The sequence below is a fragment of the Vibrio sp. SS-MA-C1-2 genome, assembly GCF_021513135.1.
Taxonomy (GTDB): Bacteria; Pseudomonadota; Gammaproteobacteria; order Enterobacterales; family Vibrionaceae.
Genome location: NZ_CP090981.1, coordinates 2,450,573 through 2,468,326, shown reverse-complemented (window position 1 = coordinate 2,468,326; position 17,754 = coordinate 2,450,573). Strand labels below are relative to the sequence as shown.

The 17,754-nt window shown below is 37.5% G+C and carries 14 protein-coding genes and 1 pseudogene; 5 read left to right on the top strand and 10 right to left on the bottom strand.

Annotated features, from left to right (window positions below):
• Positions 1–231 precede the first annotated feature (231 nt).
• The 4 genes from L0B53_RS15585 to L0B53_RS15570 all read left to right on the top strand — a co-directional run bounded on the left by L0B53_RS15585 (position 232) and on the right by L0B53_RS15570 (position 4,374).
• Positions 232–1,092 (top strand): class II fructose-bisphosphate aldolase, encoded by an 861-nt coding sequence (locus L0B53_RS15585; protein WP_235060528.1) that lies wholly within the window; start codon positions 232–234, stop codon positions 1,090–1,092.
• Between the two features lie 231 nt (positions 1,093–1,323).
• Positions 1,324–2,574, top strand: coding sequence for an AGE family epimerase/isomerase (locus tag L0B53_RS15580; protein WP_235060527.1), 1,251 nt, complete (start codon positions 1,324–1,326; stop codon positions 2,572–2,574).
• A 193-nt stretch (positions 2,575–2,767) separates the two neighbouring features.
• The gene (gene dhaL, locus L0B53_RS15575) at positions 2,768–3,397 is read left to right on the top strand and encodes a dihydroxyacetone kinase subunit DhaL (protein WP_235060526.1); all 630 of its coding nucleotides are present in this window, start codon (positions 2,768–2,770) and stop codon (positions 3,395–3,397) included.
• A gap of 560 nt (positions 3,398–3,957) precedes the next feature.
• The gene (locus tag L0B53_RS15570) at positions 3,958–4,374 is read left to right on the top strand and encodes a hypothetical protein (RefSeq protein ID WP_235060525.1); all 417 of its coding nucleotides are present in this window, start codon (positions 3,958–3,960) and stop codon (positions 4,372–4,374) included.
• A 200-nt stretch (positions 4,375–4,574) separates the two neighbouring features.
• Here the strand turns inward: L0B53_RS15570 and L0B53_RS19610 are convergent.
• The 5 genes and pseudogenes from L0B53_RS19610 to dhaK all read right to left on the bottom strand — a co-directional run.
• Positions 4,575–4,814 (bottom strand): annotated as a pseudogene (locus L0B53_RS19610) (ISAs1 family transposase); the annotation flags it as partial.
• 307 nt (positions 4,815–5,121) lie between these two features.
• Positions 5,122–6,222 (bottom strand): glycerate kinase, encoded by a 1,101-nt coding sequence (locus tag L0B53_RS15565; RefSeq protein WP_235060524.1) that lies wholly within the window; start codon positions 6,220–6,222, stop codon positions 5,122–5,124.
• Between the two features lie 192 nt (positions 6,223–6,414).
• Positions 6,415–8,814: a phosphoenolpyruvate--protein phosphotransferase gene (ptsP, locus tag L0B53_RS15560; protein WP_235060523.1), complete on the bottom strand. Its 2,400-nt coding sequence runs from the start codon at positions 8,812–8,814 to the stop codon at positions 6,415–6,417.
• Between the two features lie 2 nt (positions 8,815–8,816).
• Positions 8,817–9,455 carry a dihydroxyacetone kinase subunit DhaL gene (dhaL, locus tag L0B53_RS15555; RefSeq protein WP_235060522.1) on the bottom strand — a complete coding sequence of 213 codons (639 nt, stop codon included), beginning with the start codon at positions 9,453–9,455 and terminating at the stop codon, positions 8,817–8,819.
• Between the two features lies 1 nt (position 9,456).
• Complete coding sequence (gene dhaK / locus L0B53_RS15550; protein WP_409202841.1) at positions 9,457–10,521, bottom strand: dihydroxyacetone kinase subunit DhaK; 1,065 nt, start codon at positions 10,519–10,521, stop codon at positions 9,457–9,459.
• A gap of 339 nt (positions 10,522–10,860) precedes the next feature.
• On the opposite strand from dhaK, the gene L0B53_RS15545 reads away from it, so the two are divergent.
• Entirely contained in the window at positions 10,861–11,946 is a 1,086-nt protein-coding gene (locus L0B53_RS15545; protein WP_235060520.1) for a glycerol dehydrogenase, read from the top strand.
• A gap of 216 nt (positions 11,947–12,162) precedes the next feature.
• Here L0B53_RS15545 and L0B53_RS15540 read toward each other — a convergent pair whose 3' ends face one another.
• The 5 genes from L0B53_RS15540 to L0B53_RS15520 form a co-directional block, all read right to left on the bottom strand.
• Complete coding sequence (locus L0B53_RS15540; protein ID WP_235060519.1) at positions 12,163–12,630, bottom strand: 4Fe-4S binding protein; 468 nt, start codon at positions 12,628–12,630, stop codon at positions 12,163–12,165.
• On the bottom strand, positions 12,630–13,235 hold the full coding sequence (locus L0B53_RS15535) for a molecular chaperone (protein ID WP_235060518.1): 606 nt from the start codon (positions 13,233–13,235) through the stop codon (positions 12,630–12,632). Before L0B53_RS15535 ends, L0B53_RS15540 begins: the two co-directional genes overlap by 1 nt.
• 205 nt (positions 13,236–13,440) lie before the next feature.
• Complete coding sequence (locus tag L0B53_RS15530) at positions 13,441–14,205, bottom strand: DmsC/YnfH family molybdoenzyme membrane anchor subunit (protein ID WP_235060517.1); 765 nt, start codon at positions 14,203–14,205, stop codon at positions 13,441–13,443.
• Positions 14,205–14,831 (bottom strand): DMSO/selenate family reductase complex B subunit, encoded by a 627-nt coding sequence (locus L0B53_RS15525; RefSeq protein WP_235060516.1) that lies wholly within the window; start codon positions 14,829–14,831, stop codon positions 14,205–14,207. The genes L0B53_RS15530 and L0B53_RS15525 overlap by 1 nt, the downstream gene beginning before the upstream one ends.
• A 3-nt stretch (positions 14,832–14,834) precedes the next feature.
• Positions 14,835–17,252, bottom strand: coding sequence for a DMSO/selenate family reductase complex A subunit (locus L0B53_RS15520; RefSeq protein ID WP_235060515.1), 2,418 nt, complete (start codon positions 17,250–17,252; stop codon positions 14,835–14,837).
• Between the last annotated feature and the right edge of the window lie 502 nt (positions 17,253–17,754).

Below are 17,754 nucleotides of genomic sequence, written 5' to 3'. Positions count from 1 at the left end.
AGTCGTTAAGTTTCTAGTTTGTTAAGTCTCTTTTTTTTCATATTTTAACAATGCCACTTTGAATGTTTTTTGTCCACTTTAGAGTTGTTTTGGTGCTTTTTATAACTTCTATGTGATTAATTTAGATATTATTTATGATTATGTGACAAAACCGACAGAAGTGAGCATCTGGTGTTGTATAATTTACACATATCGACAAGTTAGTTATTTAATTTAGAAAGGAATAAACCAATGCCATACGTTTCTGGTAAGACAATGATTCAAACAGCATGGACTAATAACTATGCTATTGGCGCATTTAGTGCACATAATGCTGAGTCTATTAAAGCCATTCTTCTTGCTGGGCAAGCGGAAAATTCTCCAATTATGATTCAAGTTGGGCAAAAAGTTATTCAAACTATGGGTTTGAAACCAATGAAAGATATGATTGATACTTTCATGGCTCAAGAAAATATCACGGTGCCTGTATGTATTCATCTTGATCATAGCCGTAATTTTGACCAAACAATGGAAGCAGTACGAGCTGGCTTTGATTCAGTTATGTTTGATGGTTCAGGTCTTCCTTTTGATGAAAATGTAAAAATCACCAGAACCGTGTGTGATGTTGCACATGCACTAGAAATTGGTTGTGAAGGCGAAATTGGTAAAATTGGTGGAACTGAAGATGACATCACCGTTGATGAAGCTGATGCAATGATTACAACAGTAGAAGAAGCACTGGACTTCTCTAACCGTACGACTGTTGACTATCTAGCGGTATCTATTGGTACAGCACATGGCGTATATAAAACAACGCCTCAATTAAACTTTCAACGTTTAAAAGAGATCCGTGAAGCAGTTAAAAAACCAATCGTTTTACATGGCGGTTCAGGTGTTCCTGATGATCAAATCATGGAAGCTGTAACGTGTGGTGTGGCGAAAATCAATGTTGATACTGAATTACGTCAAGCTTTCACCCATGGTGTTCAAGCTCATTGGGCTGAAAATTCAGAAGATTTTGTTCTTGCTGACTCTTTAGGTGCTGGTCTAGAAACAATGAAAGAAACAGTGAAAGAGAAGATTCGTTTATTTGGTTCTTCTGATAAAGCTTAATCTTTTAATTTTAATATAAAGCTCCTGAAAATATTCTGAATTGGGGCTTTATATTTCAACTTAATTTTTATTTAACTCTCTTTTTAAATTTTTAATCATTCATCAAGTGACATAGTTTTTAATATTAAATACAGCATGACTTTTTATTTCTTTAATTTTTTAATAAAAGAGCATGTCCTATTTAATGACTTTTTAAGTGACTTGATACCTAATAAAAATAGGAACTTATCTATGAAGTGGATCAATACCAAATCTCATAACGCTTGGCTAGATGTTGAAACAGACCGTATTTTTGAATTTGGCCGTAATTCTGTTGTTCCTAATGGTTTCGGTTGGATTGGTAACAATGGCAATGTACGTGAAGAGATGGGAACTCGTCTTTGGATCACGGCACGTATGCTGCATTGTTACTCTTTAGCCGCATTAATGGGACGCCCTGGTGCTTATGATCTTGTAGAGCATGGTATTGCTGCATTAGAAGGTCCACTAAAAGATAATAAACATGGTGGTTGGTATGCGACTATCGATAATGAAGGCGAAGGCATTATCGATGCTTCTAAGCAAGGTTACCAACACTGTTTTGCGCTTCTTGGTGCGGCAAGTGCGGTCACGACGGGTCACCCACGTGCTCAAGCTTTATTAGATGAAGCAATCAATGTTTATGAGAATCACTTCTGGGATGCAGAAAAGCAGATGTGTTACGAGTCTTGGGATGAAACATTCTCAGAAACAGAAGACTACCGTGGCGGCAACGCAGCCATGCACTCAGTTGAAGCATTCCTTATCGTTTATGATGTGACGAAAGATAAAAAATGGTTAGATCGTGCGTTGCATATCACTGACTTCATGATCCATAAAACAGCAAAAGGTCTTAACTACCGCGTTAACGAACATTTTGATGCAGATTGGAATACATTACCCGATTATAATAAAGAGACACCAGCGAGCCATTTCCGTGCATACGGCGGTACACCCGGTCACTGGATCGAGTGGGCGCGTCTGATCTGTCACCTACGTGAAACACTAACGTCAATTGGTGCAGAAACGCCAGCATGGTTACTTGAAGATGCGATTGGTCTATTTGATGCGACGGTACGTGATGCATGGTCTGTTGATGGCGCACCTGGTTTTGTTTACTCTGTCGATTGGGATGGTCAGCCTGTTGTACGTGAGCGTATTCGTTGGGCACCAGTAGAAGCGATTGGTACTGCTTATGCGTTATTTACGGTTACCGGTGATAAGAAGTATGAAGAGTATTACCGTACTTGGTGGGATTACTGCCGTACTTACTTAATTGACTATGAAGGTTGTTCTTGGTGGCAAGAGCTTGATGCAAATAACCAAGCGGGAACAAGCAAGGTATGGGATGGTAAGCAGGATATCTACCACCTCATGCACTGTTTAGTTATTCCTCGTTTACCGCTAACTCCTGGACTTGCACCTGCGTTGGCGAGTGGCTTACTAGATACCACAACGAATTAATATTAGTTTGTAAATTAAAGAAGGGATCTGATTAAATTCGATCCCTTTTTTTGTTTGAAAAATTTAGTTTTGATTACTTGATCTAAGATAACTTATATTGAGAATACCTTAATAAAGAGCATTTATATTCTGGTAATTTTAAGCTAGAAGAGTTTAAATAGATTGAATTCATTTTTTGATGGTAAATGTCATAATGATAATAACAAAAGATAATATCGTTAATTGGTTGTTGATTTTTGTCGACAATATTATTGATAATAAAGACAACCTTAATGCACTTGACCGAGATATTGGTGATGGTGACCACGGCACAAATATGTCTCGTGGGGCTTTACGAATAAAAACTGAAGTAGAACTTTTATCAAATCAGAATACAAATACGTTATTAAAAAATATAGGTCAGCTTTTATATAATAGTGTTGGTGGTGCAAGCGGATGTCTTTATGGTACTTTCTTTAATCAATTATCAAATTATATTGGCAATAGAGATACTTTTTCATTAGAAGAGTTATTTAATGGTTTAAATCAGGGGTGTGAAGGGGTTGTACAAAGAGGGAAAGCAAACCTTGGAGATAAAACCATGTGTGATGTTTTAACGCCGGTGGTGACGGGAACATTGACTGATATTCAGAGTGGAATGTCAGCTCATCAAGTCATGCAAAATATGGTTGTTCAGGCAGATGTTAAAGCGATGAATACAATTGAAATGATAGCAAAGAAAGGACGTGCAAGTTATTTAGGTAAACGTAGTGTTGGTTTTCAAGATCCAGGGGCAACCTCTGCAAACATTCTATTTTTATCATTAAATAAAGCGTTGGTTTAATATTTATTTAAAATGACACATGAGTTGATTATGTTTAAGTCTGGTTAAAGTTGGCACTAATTTGGTCGTTCAAATTCACAAAATATTCTCCAGTTATTTGAAGGTATAAGGTTTTCAGGGCAACCGCATGAGTGGTTTTTTATAAAAAAGCGTGTGATTTGTTGATACACAAAAATATACCTGTATTAACCTTAGTATAAGTTCTCAAATAATGAGCGATTTTAGATGGAGATCATTCAAATATGAACAATATTAGATTAATAAAATCAGGATTTAATATTAATTTAACTTGTTCGATCGCCCTCGTTATCTATAAAGTAGAACTATAGCGATTAAGTTACTCGTTGAGATTTAGTTAATCAGCCAACTTTATCTGATAATAACAATAAAAATATCCATAATGGTATGATAACTATCACAAAAAATTATTTATAAAATGCTATAATCCATGCTTAGATACTTTTATCTACTTACTTAATTATGATTGATATTTAAGCAATATTTAATCTAATTACTCAATACATAAAGAGTTAATTTCAAAATATAACTAAGAGAATATAATGGACAACTTAATTAAAACACTAACAAAAAGCGCAGTTTTTATTAGCTTATATATTGCGCAAGTAGCACTATTTTGGACTGCATTTGAGAAGTTTTCCGGCGCACCCCAATGGTTAACAGACATGTTAGGAAATTCACCATTAGCTTCAATGACAAGTTTAGGTTGGTTCATTATCGGTATTTTAGAATTATTAGTTTTAGTATTGATAATTATAAGTATTATAAAACTTGAATTTATTGGTGAGAATAACGCTATTTATATTAAAGCTGCAATTTCAGTTGGTATGGTTGCATTAGCAGTTATGGCAATGGGTACCAGCTTCGCGAACGACTTTTCAAGCAAGGCTAGCTTTATTTATTATTTAGGTGCTCAAGCTATACTTTATATCATTGCTAATAAAGAGTCACAACGATAAGATATTATTATAAATTCCAAGTAATTAGGCGTAATTAATACGCCTAATTATAATTAGGTTATTTTACTGCTATCCCAACAATCATTCTATTAGCGTTTCCTAACGATAATAAAACAACCATCTATTATAGAAAGTGAACATGCACTCCTATTCTTAAAGGATGTTATGTTACTAAGTAGAAGTGAATAAACTTTCGAAGATAGCTTATTTGATGATGTATAAGGACTCACCATATGGATGGTGCTTGGCTTCATCTTATGGTCATATGAACTGCGAAGTGTCTTACCATCAATGGGAATGACTTGCTCGTTAGTTAATGTATGAATCGATGACATCCAGCTAACGAAACATTCATGAAATTCCTTCGGTTCAATAGTTGAGACAATACGAGTAATGTTGTCACCAATAGGGGTACCGTTTAAAAACAGGTTGTTACGGGGTGTTGTGGAGCTAAATGATGTATCCTCGAATACAAACTAACCTTTTTCACCTTGTCTTTGATCTGTTAGCCATTGAAAATGTTCTTTGAAATAGCCAATATACATATGGCTTCTCCCTAAAAAGAGAGTATATGTTCACATCTAGATATGATCGTCAAATCGATCGTGCATTTGTACGGAAAATATTCATGGTATTGCCCTGAACAGGCTATTCATTTCACTTGCTCATTTGTTTGCTGGTAATACTTTATTTTAATGATTAAATAGGAAAAGAGTAATAAAATTTATTTGTTACTCTTTTTTATGTTTATAACATTGTTATTAAGCTGGCAATACTTTTTGATGTTTGTTCAATATTTATTTTTGCTTCATCTAAGGCTACAGATAACTCAACCGGCCTTGGTGTAATACTAAAGATCGCTTCGATGCCGCTGTCATCAATTACATTGTCATTAGCAGGTATACAACCTGTGATTGCGACAATTGAAGTGTCATATTTCTTTGATAAATTGACGACATTGTGTATTAGTTCATGCTCAGTAAACGGTGATAGTTCACCTTGACCAGTGATAACAAGACTTGCAGTTTTAATGTGTTTATCTAATTTGAACATTTCTGAGAAAATATCAATGATTGATGATTGGTTGGTATTTAGAATTGATGCTAATCCAGCCATGAAATTTTCTGCAGAATTTTCTTTTACTATTATTGGATTTCCGAATTGCTTTTTAATAATATGAGAGAAATTGACTAAGTTATTATTAATACTGCTTTCAATCTCTTTTTCATCTGGAATATTTTGAGATTGAAAGGGGTTTTCATTCATGTTTACCGCGGCGTCATCGTTTACAACGAGATCAAATGTCACATTCTTTAAGTGAGGATGCATAAATCGGGTATCGATTCTGCATAAGTTAATCAGCTCTTGGTTTTCAAACGGTATATTCATCCCTTGATGGTCAATAAGCTGCATTCCTAAGGCTTGAAGAGCCCCAATTCCTCCGTCATTAACGATGTCTTCATTAATGATTAAAACAATGCGTTTAACTCCTTTATCAAGTGCATCCTTAATTTGCTGGCCGACACCCATGCTGGTAGTTGATTTATGGGGTGTTAGTTTATTCAGATTAGATAAGGTGGTATCAATAAACGCAATATGATCATCTTCAGAAAGGCCATAGGTACCTTGAATTTTATCTCCGACTAAATCGACAACTTGGTGTGAAATATTCTGTCCATTGGTTGCAAAAACTAGCGACTGTATTATGTCTGAACGATGAGTAGAAATAGGAAGTTTAATATATTCTTCATTTGGAAGAATACGTTTAAATCCTTTTTCTATTGCCGAGGCAACTTCTATCGCGGTTAAACAATCTTTAAAAGAATCAGGTGCAATAACAATTTTCATAATGTAATTCAACTAATTTTATACCCAAAGTAATTGGCGTTGCTAGTAGGCGGCAAGCAAGTGAGGCCCCATGAGTATAGGTGTACTCTATGATTGGGCGAGCGAGTGTAGCCAACAACCTAGCAACTTCAAGTAAGAAGGGTATAGTTAAGGATCAAAAAAAAGGCCCATGTAAAAACATGAGCCTTAATATTACGCTAAGCTTAACGTTCTAATCTTAGCTTTCATACTTGGTATCAGGGATGAACTGGCACTTAATTTAAGTACACCTGTTTCAATCAATAGCTGAGAAACGTCTGTATCACCCGCCATTTCACCACACATGCTAACGGGAATATTGTTAGCTTTAGCTGCTCGACAGGTCATACTAATCGCTTCGATAACGGCACTCTTGTTATAATCAACAAGGTTACTGACACTGGTATTGCCTCTATCAGCCGCCATAACGTATTGGGTTAAATCATTAGTACCAATACTAAAGAAGTCGGCTTCTTTGGCTAACGCATCTGCATTAAGCACTGCAGCTGGAACCTCAATCATGATACCCACATTCATTGGGTAGTCACTTTCAGGAAGAGCTAATGCTTCTCTACACTCTTGAATCAATGCTTTAACAGTAATGAGTTCTGATGTTTCTGAGATCATTGGGATCATCAACTGAACATTTGGGTAGTCTTTAGCAACACGTAAAACCGCTTTGAGTTGAGGTATAAATAAATCAGTATCGGTTAAACAAAGTCTAACGCCACGCAGCCCTAAGAATGGATTTTCTTCTGATGCCATCGGATAAGACTCAAGCGGCTTATCACCACCAACATCAAGGCTTCGAATGGTTAAAGGACGACCGTCTAATGCATCTGCGATATCACGATAGATCTGATACTGCTCATCTTCGGTTGGTAACGTTTTCGAGTTTTGGAAAATGAACTCAGTTCTTAATAATCCAACACCTTCCGCACCAAATTCAACGGCTTTAATCGCGTCTTGTAAATTACCAATATTGGCGTGAATATCGACTTGTTGACCATCTTTTGTGATCGCTGGCTGATGAGCGCTTTCTTTATCTTGATTACGATCAGCTAACCATTGTTCTCTTTGCTCTTGAATAGACAGACTGAATTGTTCATCAAAATCAATATAAACAAGACCTTGTCCACCATCAATAATAATGGTCTTCTCATTTTCGATTTCAGATAAACATCCTGTGACTTTAACCACCGCAGGAATACCTAATGCTTTGGCAATAATTGCACTATGCGATGTTTTGCCGCCCGCTTCTAAGCAAATGCCAACGACTTTTGTCGGATCAAGTTGAGACGTTTCTGTTGGAGATAGGTCTTTAGCAACAATGATGGAGTTATCACCAATCTCAAGTTTTGATTCTTCAATTCCGTCAAAGCAGAGTAGTGCTTGCTTGGTGACATCCCATACATCAGCTTCTCGTTCACGCATATACTCATTGTCAATTTGACCATAGCTATTTGCCATGTCCGACATAACGGCATAAAACGCATCAATCGCAGGGGTTTCACTTTCAATCTTCTCAATAACAAGTTCTTTGATCTCAGGATCTGAGATTAAAGCTTTGTGTGCCATGAAGATTGCAGCGTGTTCTTTTCCTAATGTCGTTATTGCTTCTTTTTCATTTGTTGTTATTCGTGCAACGACATTCTGTAATGCATCAAGGAAGATTGATTTTTCATTATCGATTGATGTAAATGATGATTCTGGTAAACGAGGCATCATATTTTCTAAGCGTACAACTTGACCAATAGCATAGCCGTCACACACTGGGATACCCGATAAGGCACCATTGACTTTAACTAATGGTTTATCTTCGACTTTGACTGATTCAACTGCCGGTTGATTGATGTCTTCACCAAAGTGATTATTTGCAAGCTCTGTAATACTTGATATTACGTCTTTTGCATCATTGCCTGAAGCCATGAAGGTTATTTCATCGCAACATTTAACACCCATTTTAGCAATTGAATTTAAGCTTTTCGCGTTGGCTTGGTCTTCGCCACGTTTAATCACAATATCAGATTCAAAACCGGCTGTAACGCCAACTAAATTTGCAGTTGGCCTTGCATGTAGGCCATGAGGGTTATGTACTTTCCAACTAAACGCTAACGAATCTGCACCAAGAGTTAAAACCGGTGTCTCTTGTACTGTTTCAACAACATCACCGAGATGAGTCTGCTTCGCTTCTAAACAGTTTCGAGTCTCTTCAAGAATCGTTTCCATCGGTAGACCTGACATCGCTGCAACAGATGCTGCCATCGTGCCTTCTACGATAGGTGCTGAACATAGCGTGATATTATCTACCATACTAGGATCAAGAAGTTCGAGTGCAGTTTCTGTACTTAATAGCGCAGAGCCCATATCCATTAATACAAGAACACCACTATCATCATAGACTTCTTCAATCGCCATCATGATTTTAATCGTATCTGTGCCAATTGGGTTTTCTGGGTCATCAACACCGCCAGCCGCTGCGATGTTGCAGCGACCTTGGGTCATTTGAGACGCCAGTTGTACAACACCATTAGCTAATAATTCACTATGTGATACAACAACAATGCCAGCCATGATTAACCCTTACTAACGACTTTAGATAACGTTTCAATCATTAGCATGGTTGAAACTGAACCTGGATCTTTATGACCAATACAACGCTCACCTAAATAGCTAGCACGCCCTTTTTTAGCGCGTAGTGGTATAGTGCGTTCAACGGCATGATTCGCTGCTTCATTCATTGAAGTTAATGCTTCATTTACGGATAGATTAGATTCATTCGCTTTATTAGCTGCACCAATGACATCCCACCAAACATCACACATGGTTTTATCATTTAATTCAGCTTTACCGCGTGCAACGACACCATCAACACCAGCTTGAAGTGCTTCTGTGAATTCTGCTAACGTTAGTTCTTGTTTACCCATTGTTTTTGTTGCTGCACGGATAAAGAAAGTACCATATAAAGGGCCAGATGCGCCGCCGACTTTAGAGAGCAGAGACATACCTGTTGTTTTGAATATCATGCCGATATCTTTATCAGCAACAGTTGGTAACTTTAATGCGACATCTTTAAAACCACGATCCATGTTTAATCCGTGGTCAGCGTCACCAATGGCAGCATCTAACTCAGTTAGCATTAATTGGTTTTCTGTATATAGTTGGCTACAGTCTGTTAACCAAGTGATGATTTGTTCTTTAGTAATTGTCGACATATTAGCATCCCCAACGCATAGAAGTTGTATTTACAGGTTCATTCCAAAGCTTCATCGTCTCTTCATCCGCTTTTAAAATCGTGATAGAGAAACCTTCCATATTTAAAGAAGTACAATAATTACCAACTAATGATGCAGCAATGTTGAAACCTGCACTTTCAAGCTCAGTATGAACTTTACGGTATGCGCCTTGAAGTTCTGATTCTGGTGTACCACCAAGACCATTAACAAGAACAATGATGTCATCACTGGTACTTAATTCTTCCGTTGTGATCTCATTTTCAATCCACAAACCGTCATTACGATCCCAAGTCTTAAGGGTACGAGTATAAGGCTGAGAACCCAGTAATTCTTCTAGCATTTGAGATGTTACTGAATCAACATCTTTGTAGCTACGGCGCTCAATACCAGCTTCACCATGAATACCAACACCAAATTCAATTTCATCATCTGCTAATACAAATGATGGCTTGCCATTTGCAGGAACAACACATGCAGATAATGCAATACCGAATGAGCGAGCTCGGTTATTTAATTTCATCGCAAGTGCTTCACACTCATCAATGCTATAACCATTTTCTGCAGCGGCACCAACAATTTTTTCAATTAGAACCGTTGCTGCTACACCACGACGACCAGCAGTAAAGGCTGAATCTTTTACGGCAACATCATCATCAATAACAACTGAACCGACTTTTACACCTTCCATATGCAGCATTTCTACTGCCATCTCGAAGTTTAAAATATCTCCGGTGTAATTTTTAATAAAGTAGAGTACACCAGCATCACTTGCTAATTTCTGACCACACTCAATCATTTGGTCTGGAGTTGGAGATGTAAATACAGCACCAAGACATGCACCGGTTAACATACCTTTACCAACAAATCCCGCGTGTAGAGGCTCATGACCAGAACCACCGCCAGAAACTAATGCCACTTTGCCTTGACTCTGTTCGTGGTAAATATAACAAGGGTCTTCATTTAAAATTAGGTTTTTATTGGCTAAAACTAGCCCTTTAGCTTGCTCAGCAACTACATTTTCAACGTCATTGATTAACTTTTTCATCATTAAGCTCTCTTATAGAGTGATTAGAATGACCTCATCCTAATATAGGAATTTTTAAGAACAAAATTAATTGAACTATTTCAAAATGAAACATAATGAGCTGTTTCATATGTTTCAATATGGAACATGAATACGTGGGATAACTTGCTTTTGTGATAGGTATCTAATTTAAATTGATAGTAACAGGGGTGAATAAGGTGATTTGTTTTATTGATCACAACTGCAAAGGAATAATCATTAAAAAGTTTCTATAAATATGAATAAATAAATAAGATGAATTTCTAAAGTTTTTAGTTGTATTTAAATTTAAAATTAATTCATAAATAAAAGGTTAGGATCATGGATAAAATCATTATTAGTCCAAGCAAGTATGTTCAAGGCAAAAATGTATTAGAAAATATTGGAGAATATGTTTCTCCATTAGGTAAAAAAGTCTTAACTATTGCCGATAATTTTGTAACTGGATTGGTAGGCACAACCGTTGCTAAAAGTTTTGATACAGCTCAAATCGATTTTAAAATGGAAGAATTTAACGGTGAATGTAGCCGTCCTGAAATTGATCGCCTAATGTCAATTGCAAAGGAAATGGGCGCTGAAGCTGTTGTTGGTATTGGTGGTGGTAAAACATTAGATACAGCAAAAGCGATTGCTTACTATAATGATATCTCAGTCGTTGTTGTACCAACAATTGCTTCAACTGATGCACCAACAAGTGCACTTTCAGTTATCTATACACCTGAAGGTGAGTTTGCTGAATACCTAATCTACCCAACAAATCCAAACATGGTTATTATGGATACGGCCATTATCGCAGGAGCACCTGTTCGCCTTCTTGTTGCTGGTATGGGTGATGCACTATCAACGTATTTCGAAGCTAGAGCGAATGGAATTTCAGGTAAAGCAACCATGGCAGGTGGTGCACCCACTCGTTCAGCTCAAGCATTAGCTAAACTTTGTTATGAAACACTGCTTGAAGATGGTTTAAAAGCCAAAATTGCATGTGAACACAACCTTTCAACTACTGCAGTTGAAAATATTATTGAAGCGAATACTTACTTATCTGGTATTGGTTTTGAGTCATCAGGTCTTGCTGCGGCGCATGCGATTCATAATGGTCTAACTAAGCTTGAAGAATGTCATCATTTATATCATGGTGAAAAAGTTGCGTTTGGTACATTAACTCAATTAGTACTTGAGAATGCTCCATTAGCAGAAATTAATGAAGTGATTGATTTCTGTCGCTCAGTGGGTCTACCAACAAACTTAGCAGAAATGGGCGTGAAAGAGATCAACATGGATGCAATGATGGCGGTTGCTGAAGCATCTTGTGCTGACGGTGAAACAATTCACAATATGCCATTCGTTGTGACACCTGAAGCGGTTCTTGCTGCAATGTTAACAGCTAATCAACTAGGTACTAAATAATTCTATTCTGAATTAAAATTTTAGTTGTAATAAAAAAGTGAACATTTTTGATGTTCACTTTTTTTATATATAGATAATTTATTTAATTAAAAATGGAGACGCTAAGAATTAAGAACCAGCTTCGGTTTTTTATTCTTCTCTTTTTCTGTTGTATTCTCTTTTAACGGTTGAGATAAGAGTTCTAATTATTTTAGGTATAGAACGCCTTGATGGATATTACCTTGCAACAAGCCTTATTGCGTTAAACTCACACTCATTAATACACTCTCCACAACCGTTACACCTTTCAATATCAATAGCTGGTTGTTTCCCTTGCTCAATAATTAATGCCTTATTTGGACACACTTCGAGACAAGATTGACAATAAATAGCCATTTTTGGTGAGCATTGAGAACCAATTTTTATGATTAAATTAGACTTTTGAAGTGCGCCAGATTTACAACTTTTGACACATGCTAAACAGTCATCGCATCTATTTTTATCTGTCAGAGTGGGGTAGTCGTGTTCCAGTTTGATAATGTTCATTGGGCAAGCTTTGATGCAATCATTACATTGGTTACATAAGCTTAAGAATGACACTTCACTCTGAGCAAAAGGCGGCCGTAAAGCGCCTTTATTTTCCTGTTCAATAGGAGGAGCAAAACGAGAGAAAAGAGCTCTTCTTTTTGGATTAAATGTGGTCACTATTTGAACAATCTCACTTTTATCTCAGTGTCAGAAATACCAAAATCTTGTTGCAGACCATTTAAGCAAAGTTGTGAGTACTGAGCCAATGCTGCATAAAACGGGCTGTATGGATTGTTGCTGAGCAACTCAAGATAACGATAACCCCATGGTAGTAAATGTTCTTTAAGGAGTTCAATAATCGCCTGCTGGTTATCATCGATCTCTTCTTCACATAATGCGGCAAGGGTCCACAACATTAAAGCAAAGTGATCCAACGGCTGATTATGGATGTTAAATTCAATCCTATTTTTATTGATGAATTTTATAAACTCTGCGGTTGTGTCACCCATCACAATATTATCTTTATTTAGGTATACTGACCCCCAAGGTGGTGCCAGCATTTCGCCTTGTCCTTCAAATAGCACTGAATATTCATAACGTGTTAGCTGATCAAGGCTCTTTTGCATTTGAGTGACAAATGTATTGGCCATAATGCTATCTTGCCATGCAAAACGATGACTTAAAAAGCTTAAATCAGACGTCACATCTTTAAATGTTGGATGCTCTGGTGAGTAAAAATATAGCACCCCCAGTGCACGAGGGAGTAAAGCTAGATTATTCATTGATGAACCTTAACTCTTAAATTGAGCATTAAATAAGGAGTCCGCTTTTAACTATCCCTTTCATACTTGACGTCGCTAGGTTGTTGGCTGTACTTGTTCGCCTACTAGCAACGCCAATTATTTTAGGTATAAAGAGTAAAAGTAGAACTCCTTTAATTATTAAGATTTTAAATATTCCCTTTTATAATATTAAAAGAAAATAGGATTACATTCCGATTTGCCAGAGGTCATAAAAGCCAATTCGCCCACAAAACTCAGCCACAATAATAAAGATCGCCGCTAAACTAATTAATGAAACCTCTTTACGCTGTAATGCCAGACTCAATATAGCTAATGCTGACAATAAAACTTTGGCATTGATTAATTGAATATTATTGATCAATAAAGCCGCATCAACATTGGCTAAATGAGCTAAGTAGGTCGGCAAAACAATAAAGCCCACTAATAAGCCCAGAATAGTGAGAAGCGAAAATACGCGACTCTTACAGACTAAATAGACAACAACAGGACCGACTGTAAATGCGGTTAAGATCATTTGGATAGGCGTCAATGGACTATTCCACTGCGGGATGGTGCTGAGCTCATAAATACTTGGGATCACAAGTAATAGAGCAAACCCGACAATAGAGGTAATTAACCCTAATAGCTTAACTAATGATGCAGACTTATTGAGCACAGTACTGACACAAGTTAAAAATAGAGCCGAACCAAAGACGATCACCATAATGATTTCATTACTCATCGGTGAACTGCCGATGCGCGACAAGGCATTAATCGCACGTAATGGTTGACCTAAATGAAATAGGGATGCGATACCACCAAAAGCCATGACCACTAAAGCGATAATCGTTAATGTTTTATATTGCTTATCATTTACTTTACCAATAAAAAGAGCAAGGGTGGCAAATAGCGCAATACCTACGGCAGATTGTGCCAAAACGGTCAAAAAGACCAATGGTAATTCATGCATTATTTCACCTCTTCTTTATTTTGTAGTGAGCCGACACCCTTATTCTTGTTTGAAACCGCGTTAGTGTGGCCTCTAACAATTAGGTTTGGACTGGTTAAACGTGAATCGGGTAGAGGAGCAATGTCACGTTGCTCACCGTACTTTTCACGTAACTCATTAATATCACCAAACTCAATGGCACGTTGTGGACATGAGTCAACACAAACTGGGTTTAGTCCTTGCTCTAATCTATCGATACAACCATCACACTTAGACATGACATTTTTATCAGTATCAAATTGAGGAGCACCGTAAGGACAACGCATTGCACAATATTTACACCCAATGCATTTCTCTTGATCGACCAGCACTAAACCGTTGTCTGTACGTTTGTGCATGGCACCTGTTGGACAACCCTGTACACAAGTTGGATGGCTACAATGGTTGCAAGAAATTGAAAGATAGTAAGCAAATGTTTGATTTTCCCAAACACCAGGTTCAATTTCACTCCAGTTACCACCACCATATTCGTAGACACGACGATATTTACGACCGACATCGATATGGTTTTTATCTTTACAGCTGACTTGGCAAGTTTTGCAGCCTGAGCAGCGAGATGAATCAATATAAAATCCTAGCTGTTTCATCTATTAAGCCCTCATGATTTCGACAAGATTAGTGTGTTGTGGATTACCTTTAGCAATCGGCGAGAAATTATGGCTGGTTAAACTATTGATACAACTTCCAATGTCGACTCCATTTTTGACAACAGACCAAGCACCTTGTGGCATTGCTGTTACACCCGGCATGACACGATTGGTTACCTTAGCGGGAACGAGAATTTTGCCATAATCGTTGAATACTTGAACCATTTCACCTGGTTTAATATGGCGTAATCCAGCATCAATGGGGTTGATCCAAATTTCATCTGGCACGGCTTCGGCAAGTACACTGACACTAGCGTAAGTGGAATGGGTGTGCCCCTTAGTGTGGAACCCTGTCATTTGTAGTGGATACTTGGATTTTTGTGGTTTATCCATGAATGAGTTCGGTACTTCTAAAAACTCTGGAATTGGCGTGATCTTATCACCCGTCGGAAGTGTCCATTTATCTGCCAATTTTTGAAGGTTTTCAGAGTAGATCTCGATCTTTCCTGATGGCGTGGTCAATGGATTTGCAATAGGATCTTGATAGAAATCACTATGAGCAACACTCTTAGACTTTGGTGCACGTTGTTGATCAATAATACCCGACCCTTTCACGTCCTTAAATTCTGGAAGATAAGTACGCTTTTCTCGAATCGTCTGGTAGTTGGTTTCAATCCACTGAGCTTGCGTTTTTCCTAATGTAAACTCTTCTTCGATACCTAAATGTTTAGCAATATCAGCGCAAACATCATAAGTACTTCTCACTTCCCACATAGGAGTAATGGTTTTTTCCATTGAGATCATATAGTGGTTAGAGCCGGATGCATAAGAATTATCAACCAGATCATCGGCTTCTAAATACGTAGTCTCAGGCAGTAAAATATCTGCAAATTTAGCCGTTGGTGTCATATGGTTATCGACGACCACTATCATCTCTAATAACGATTCGTCTGCTAATATCTCACGAGTTCGGTTTAAATCACCATGTTGGTTTGCTAATACATTACCAGCTTGTTGCAGCATAAACTTAATGCCAGTCGATAGCTTTTCTGCATTGCGAAGACCAAAGCCATTTTGGGTAAACTTCTCTGGATGAGCAACGGCATCTGTCCAAGAGAAGACCGGAATTGCCGTTTTCACTGAATTTGTTGCTACAGGTAATCCAGGAACACCATATTTTGTTGAGTATGGCCAGTTACCAGAGTTAGTACCTGCACGACCAAATTGACCTGAGATAATACATAAAGACTGAATAGCACGAACACTTTGTTCACCATTATGATGGCGTTGTGGTCCCCAACCTTGAGCAATATAAGCAGATTTAGCGGTCGCAATTTGACGAGCAAGTTGCTTGATGCGTTTGGCTGGAATACCTGTGATTCGAGCTGCCCATTCCGGTGTTTTTTCAATACCGTCATCACCGCTACCCATAATGTAGTCTTTATAGCTTGCATTCGTTTTAGCTGAAGCTGGTAAAGTATCACGGGTAAATCCTACCGCATATTTACGGATTTCATCGTGATTAATCAGCTCTTCTTTGACCATGGTATGAATAAGGCCTGCAACGAAGGCAGCATCTGATGTTGGTCGAATTGCTAACCATTCTGCATCGTCAACAATGGCTGAGTCGGTATAACGTGGATCGATAATGACTACTTTAGCGCCTGATTTTTCAAGAGCTCGACGTAGTTCTTCAACTTGACCGCCACCAGACATACGAGTTTCTGACAGGTTTAGACCAAAAAGAACCACGAGATCAGAATCTTCAATTTCACTGAAATGAGTGCCGACATATTTACCATAGGTATAGGGAGTGACACCGTTAATTTGAGCAGTAGAGTAGGAGTTATAATAGTTAAGATAACCACCGGCTAGTGCTAATAAACGAACCCAAGCATTACGTCCCTGTGTATGGTAGTAAGCACCTGTGCCATATTGATTATAAATGGCTTCTGAGCCGTACTCTTTACGAATCCGTGTTAACTCTTCAGCAATGGTCTTTGTTGCTTCTTCCCATGTAATGCGTTCAAATTTACCTTCACCACGTTTGCCAATACGTTTCATTGGATATTTCAAACGATCTGGATTATAAACACGATAACGGTTAGATCGACCACGTAAACAAGGTCTGATTTGATGCTGACCAAAAACGGCATCATCCGAGGTGTCTTCTGGCTCTACCTCAATAATTCTATCATTTTGAACTTTAACTTTTAATGCACAACGACTGCCACAATTAACAAGGCAAGCACTATGTTTAAATTCTGTTTTATCGGTAGGGACGGACTGGGCGTGAGCTTTTTTACTTAAAGGTAATGATCCTAGAGAAGCAGCTAGCGTAGTGGCTGCCGCAGCTTTGCTAGAATAATCTAACAGCTTTCTTCTGGATGTTTCTATATTAAGAAACGGAAGCTTTGACATATTTTATCCTATGGTATTTTCTACTGTACTTGTTATGCAATAAATGTAACAAGCGACCAAGAAATGATTATGAACCAATACTACTAAAGTGGTATTGATTTGGCGCAATGTATTAAAAATTTATATTGAATAAGCAGAGCGAAAAATATCATTGATTTTAGTTATATTTATTGTTTGATTATTAATCTCTTATATTTTTAATAATGTATCTATACCTTTCATACTTGAAGTTGCTATGTTGTTGGCGTCACTCATTCGCCCCAATCATATAGTACATCTATACTCATGGGGCCTCATTCACTTGCCGCCTACTAGCAACACCAATTACTTTGGGTATAGTTTCATTTGGGTGCAGTACGCTTTGTTATTATTTGAGATGATTCTTATGGAGTAATAAAATCTTATCAACGCTTATTTGATGTAAAAAACGAAATTTCCATTTATTTTATGATGTTAAATTAATCGTTACCTGTGTTTTATTTGCGCGTTTTCTCATCCTTCT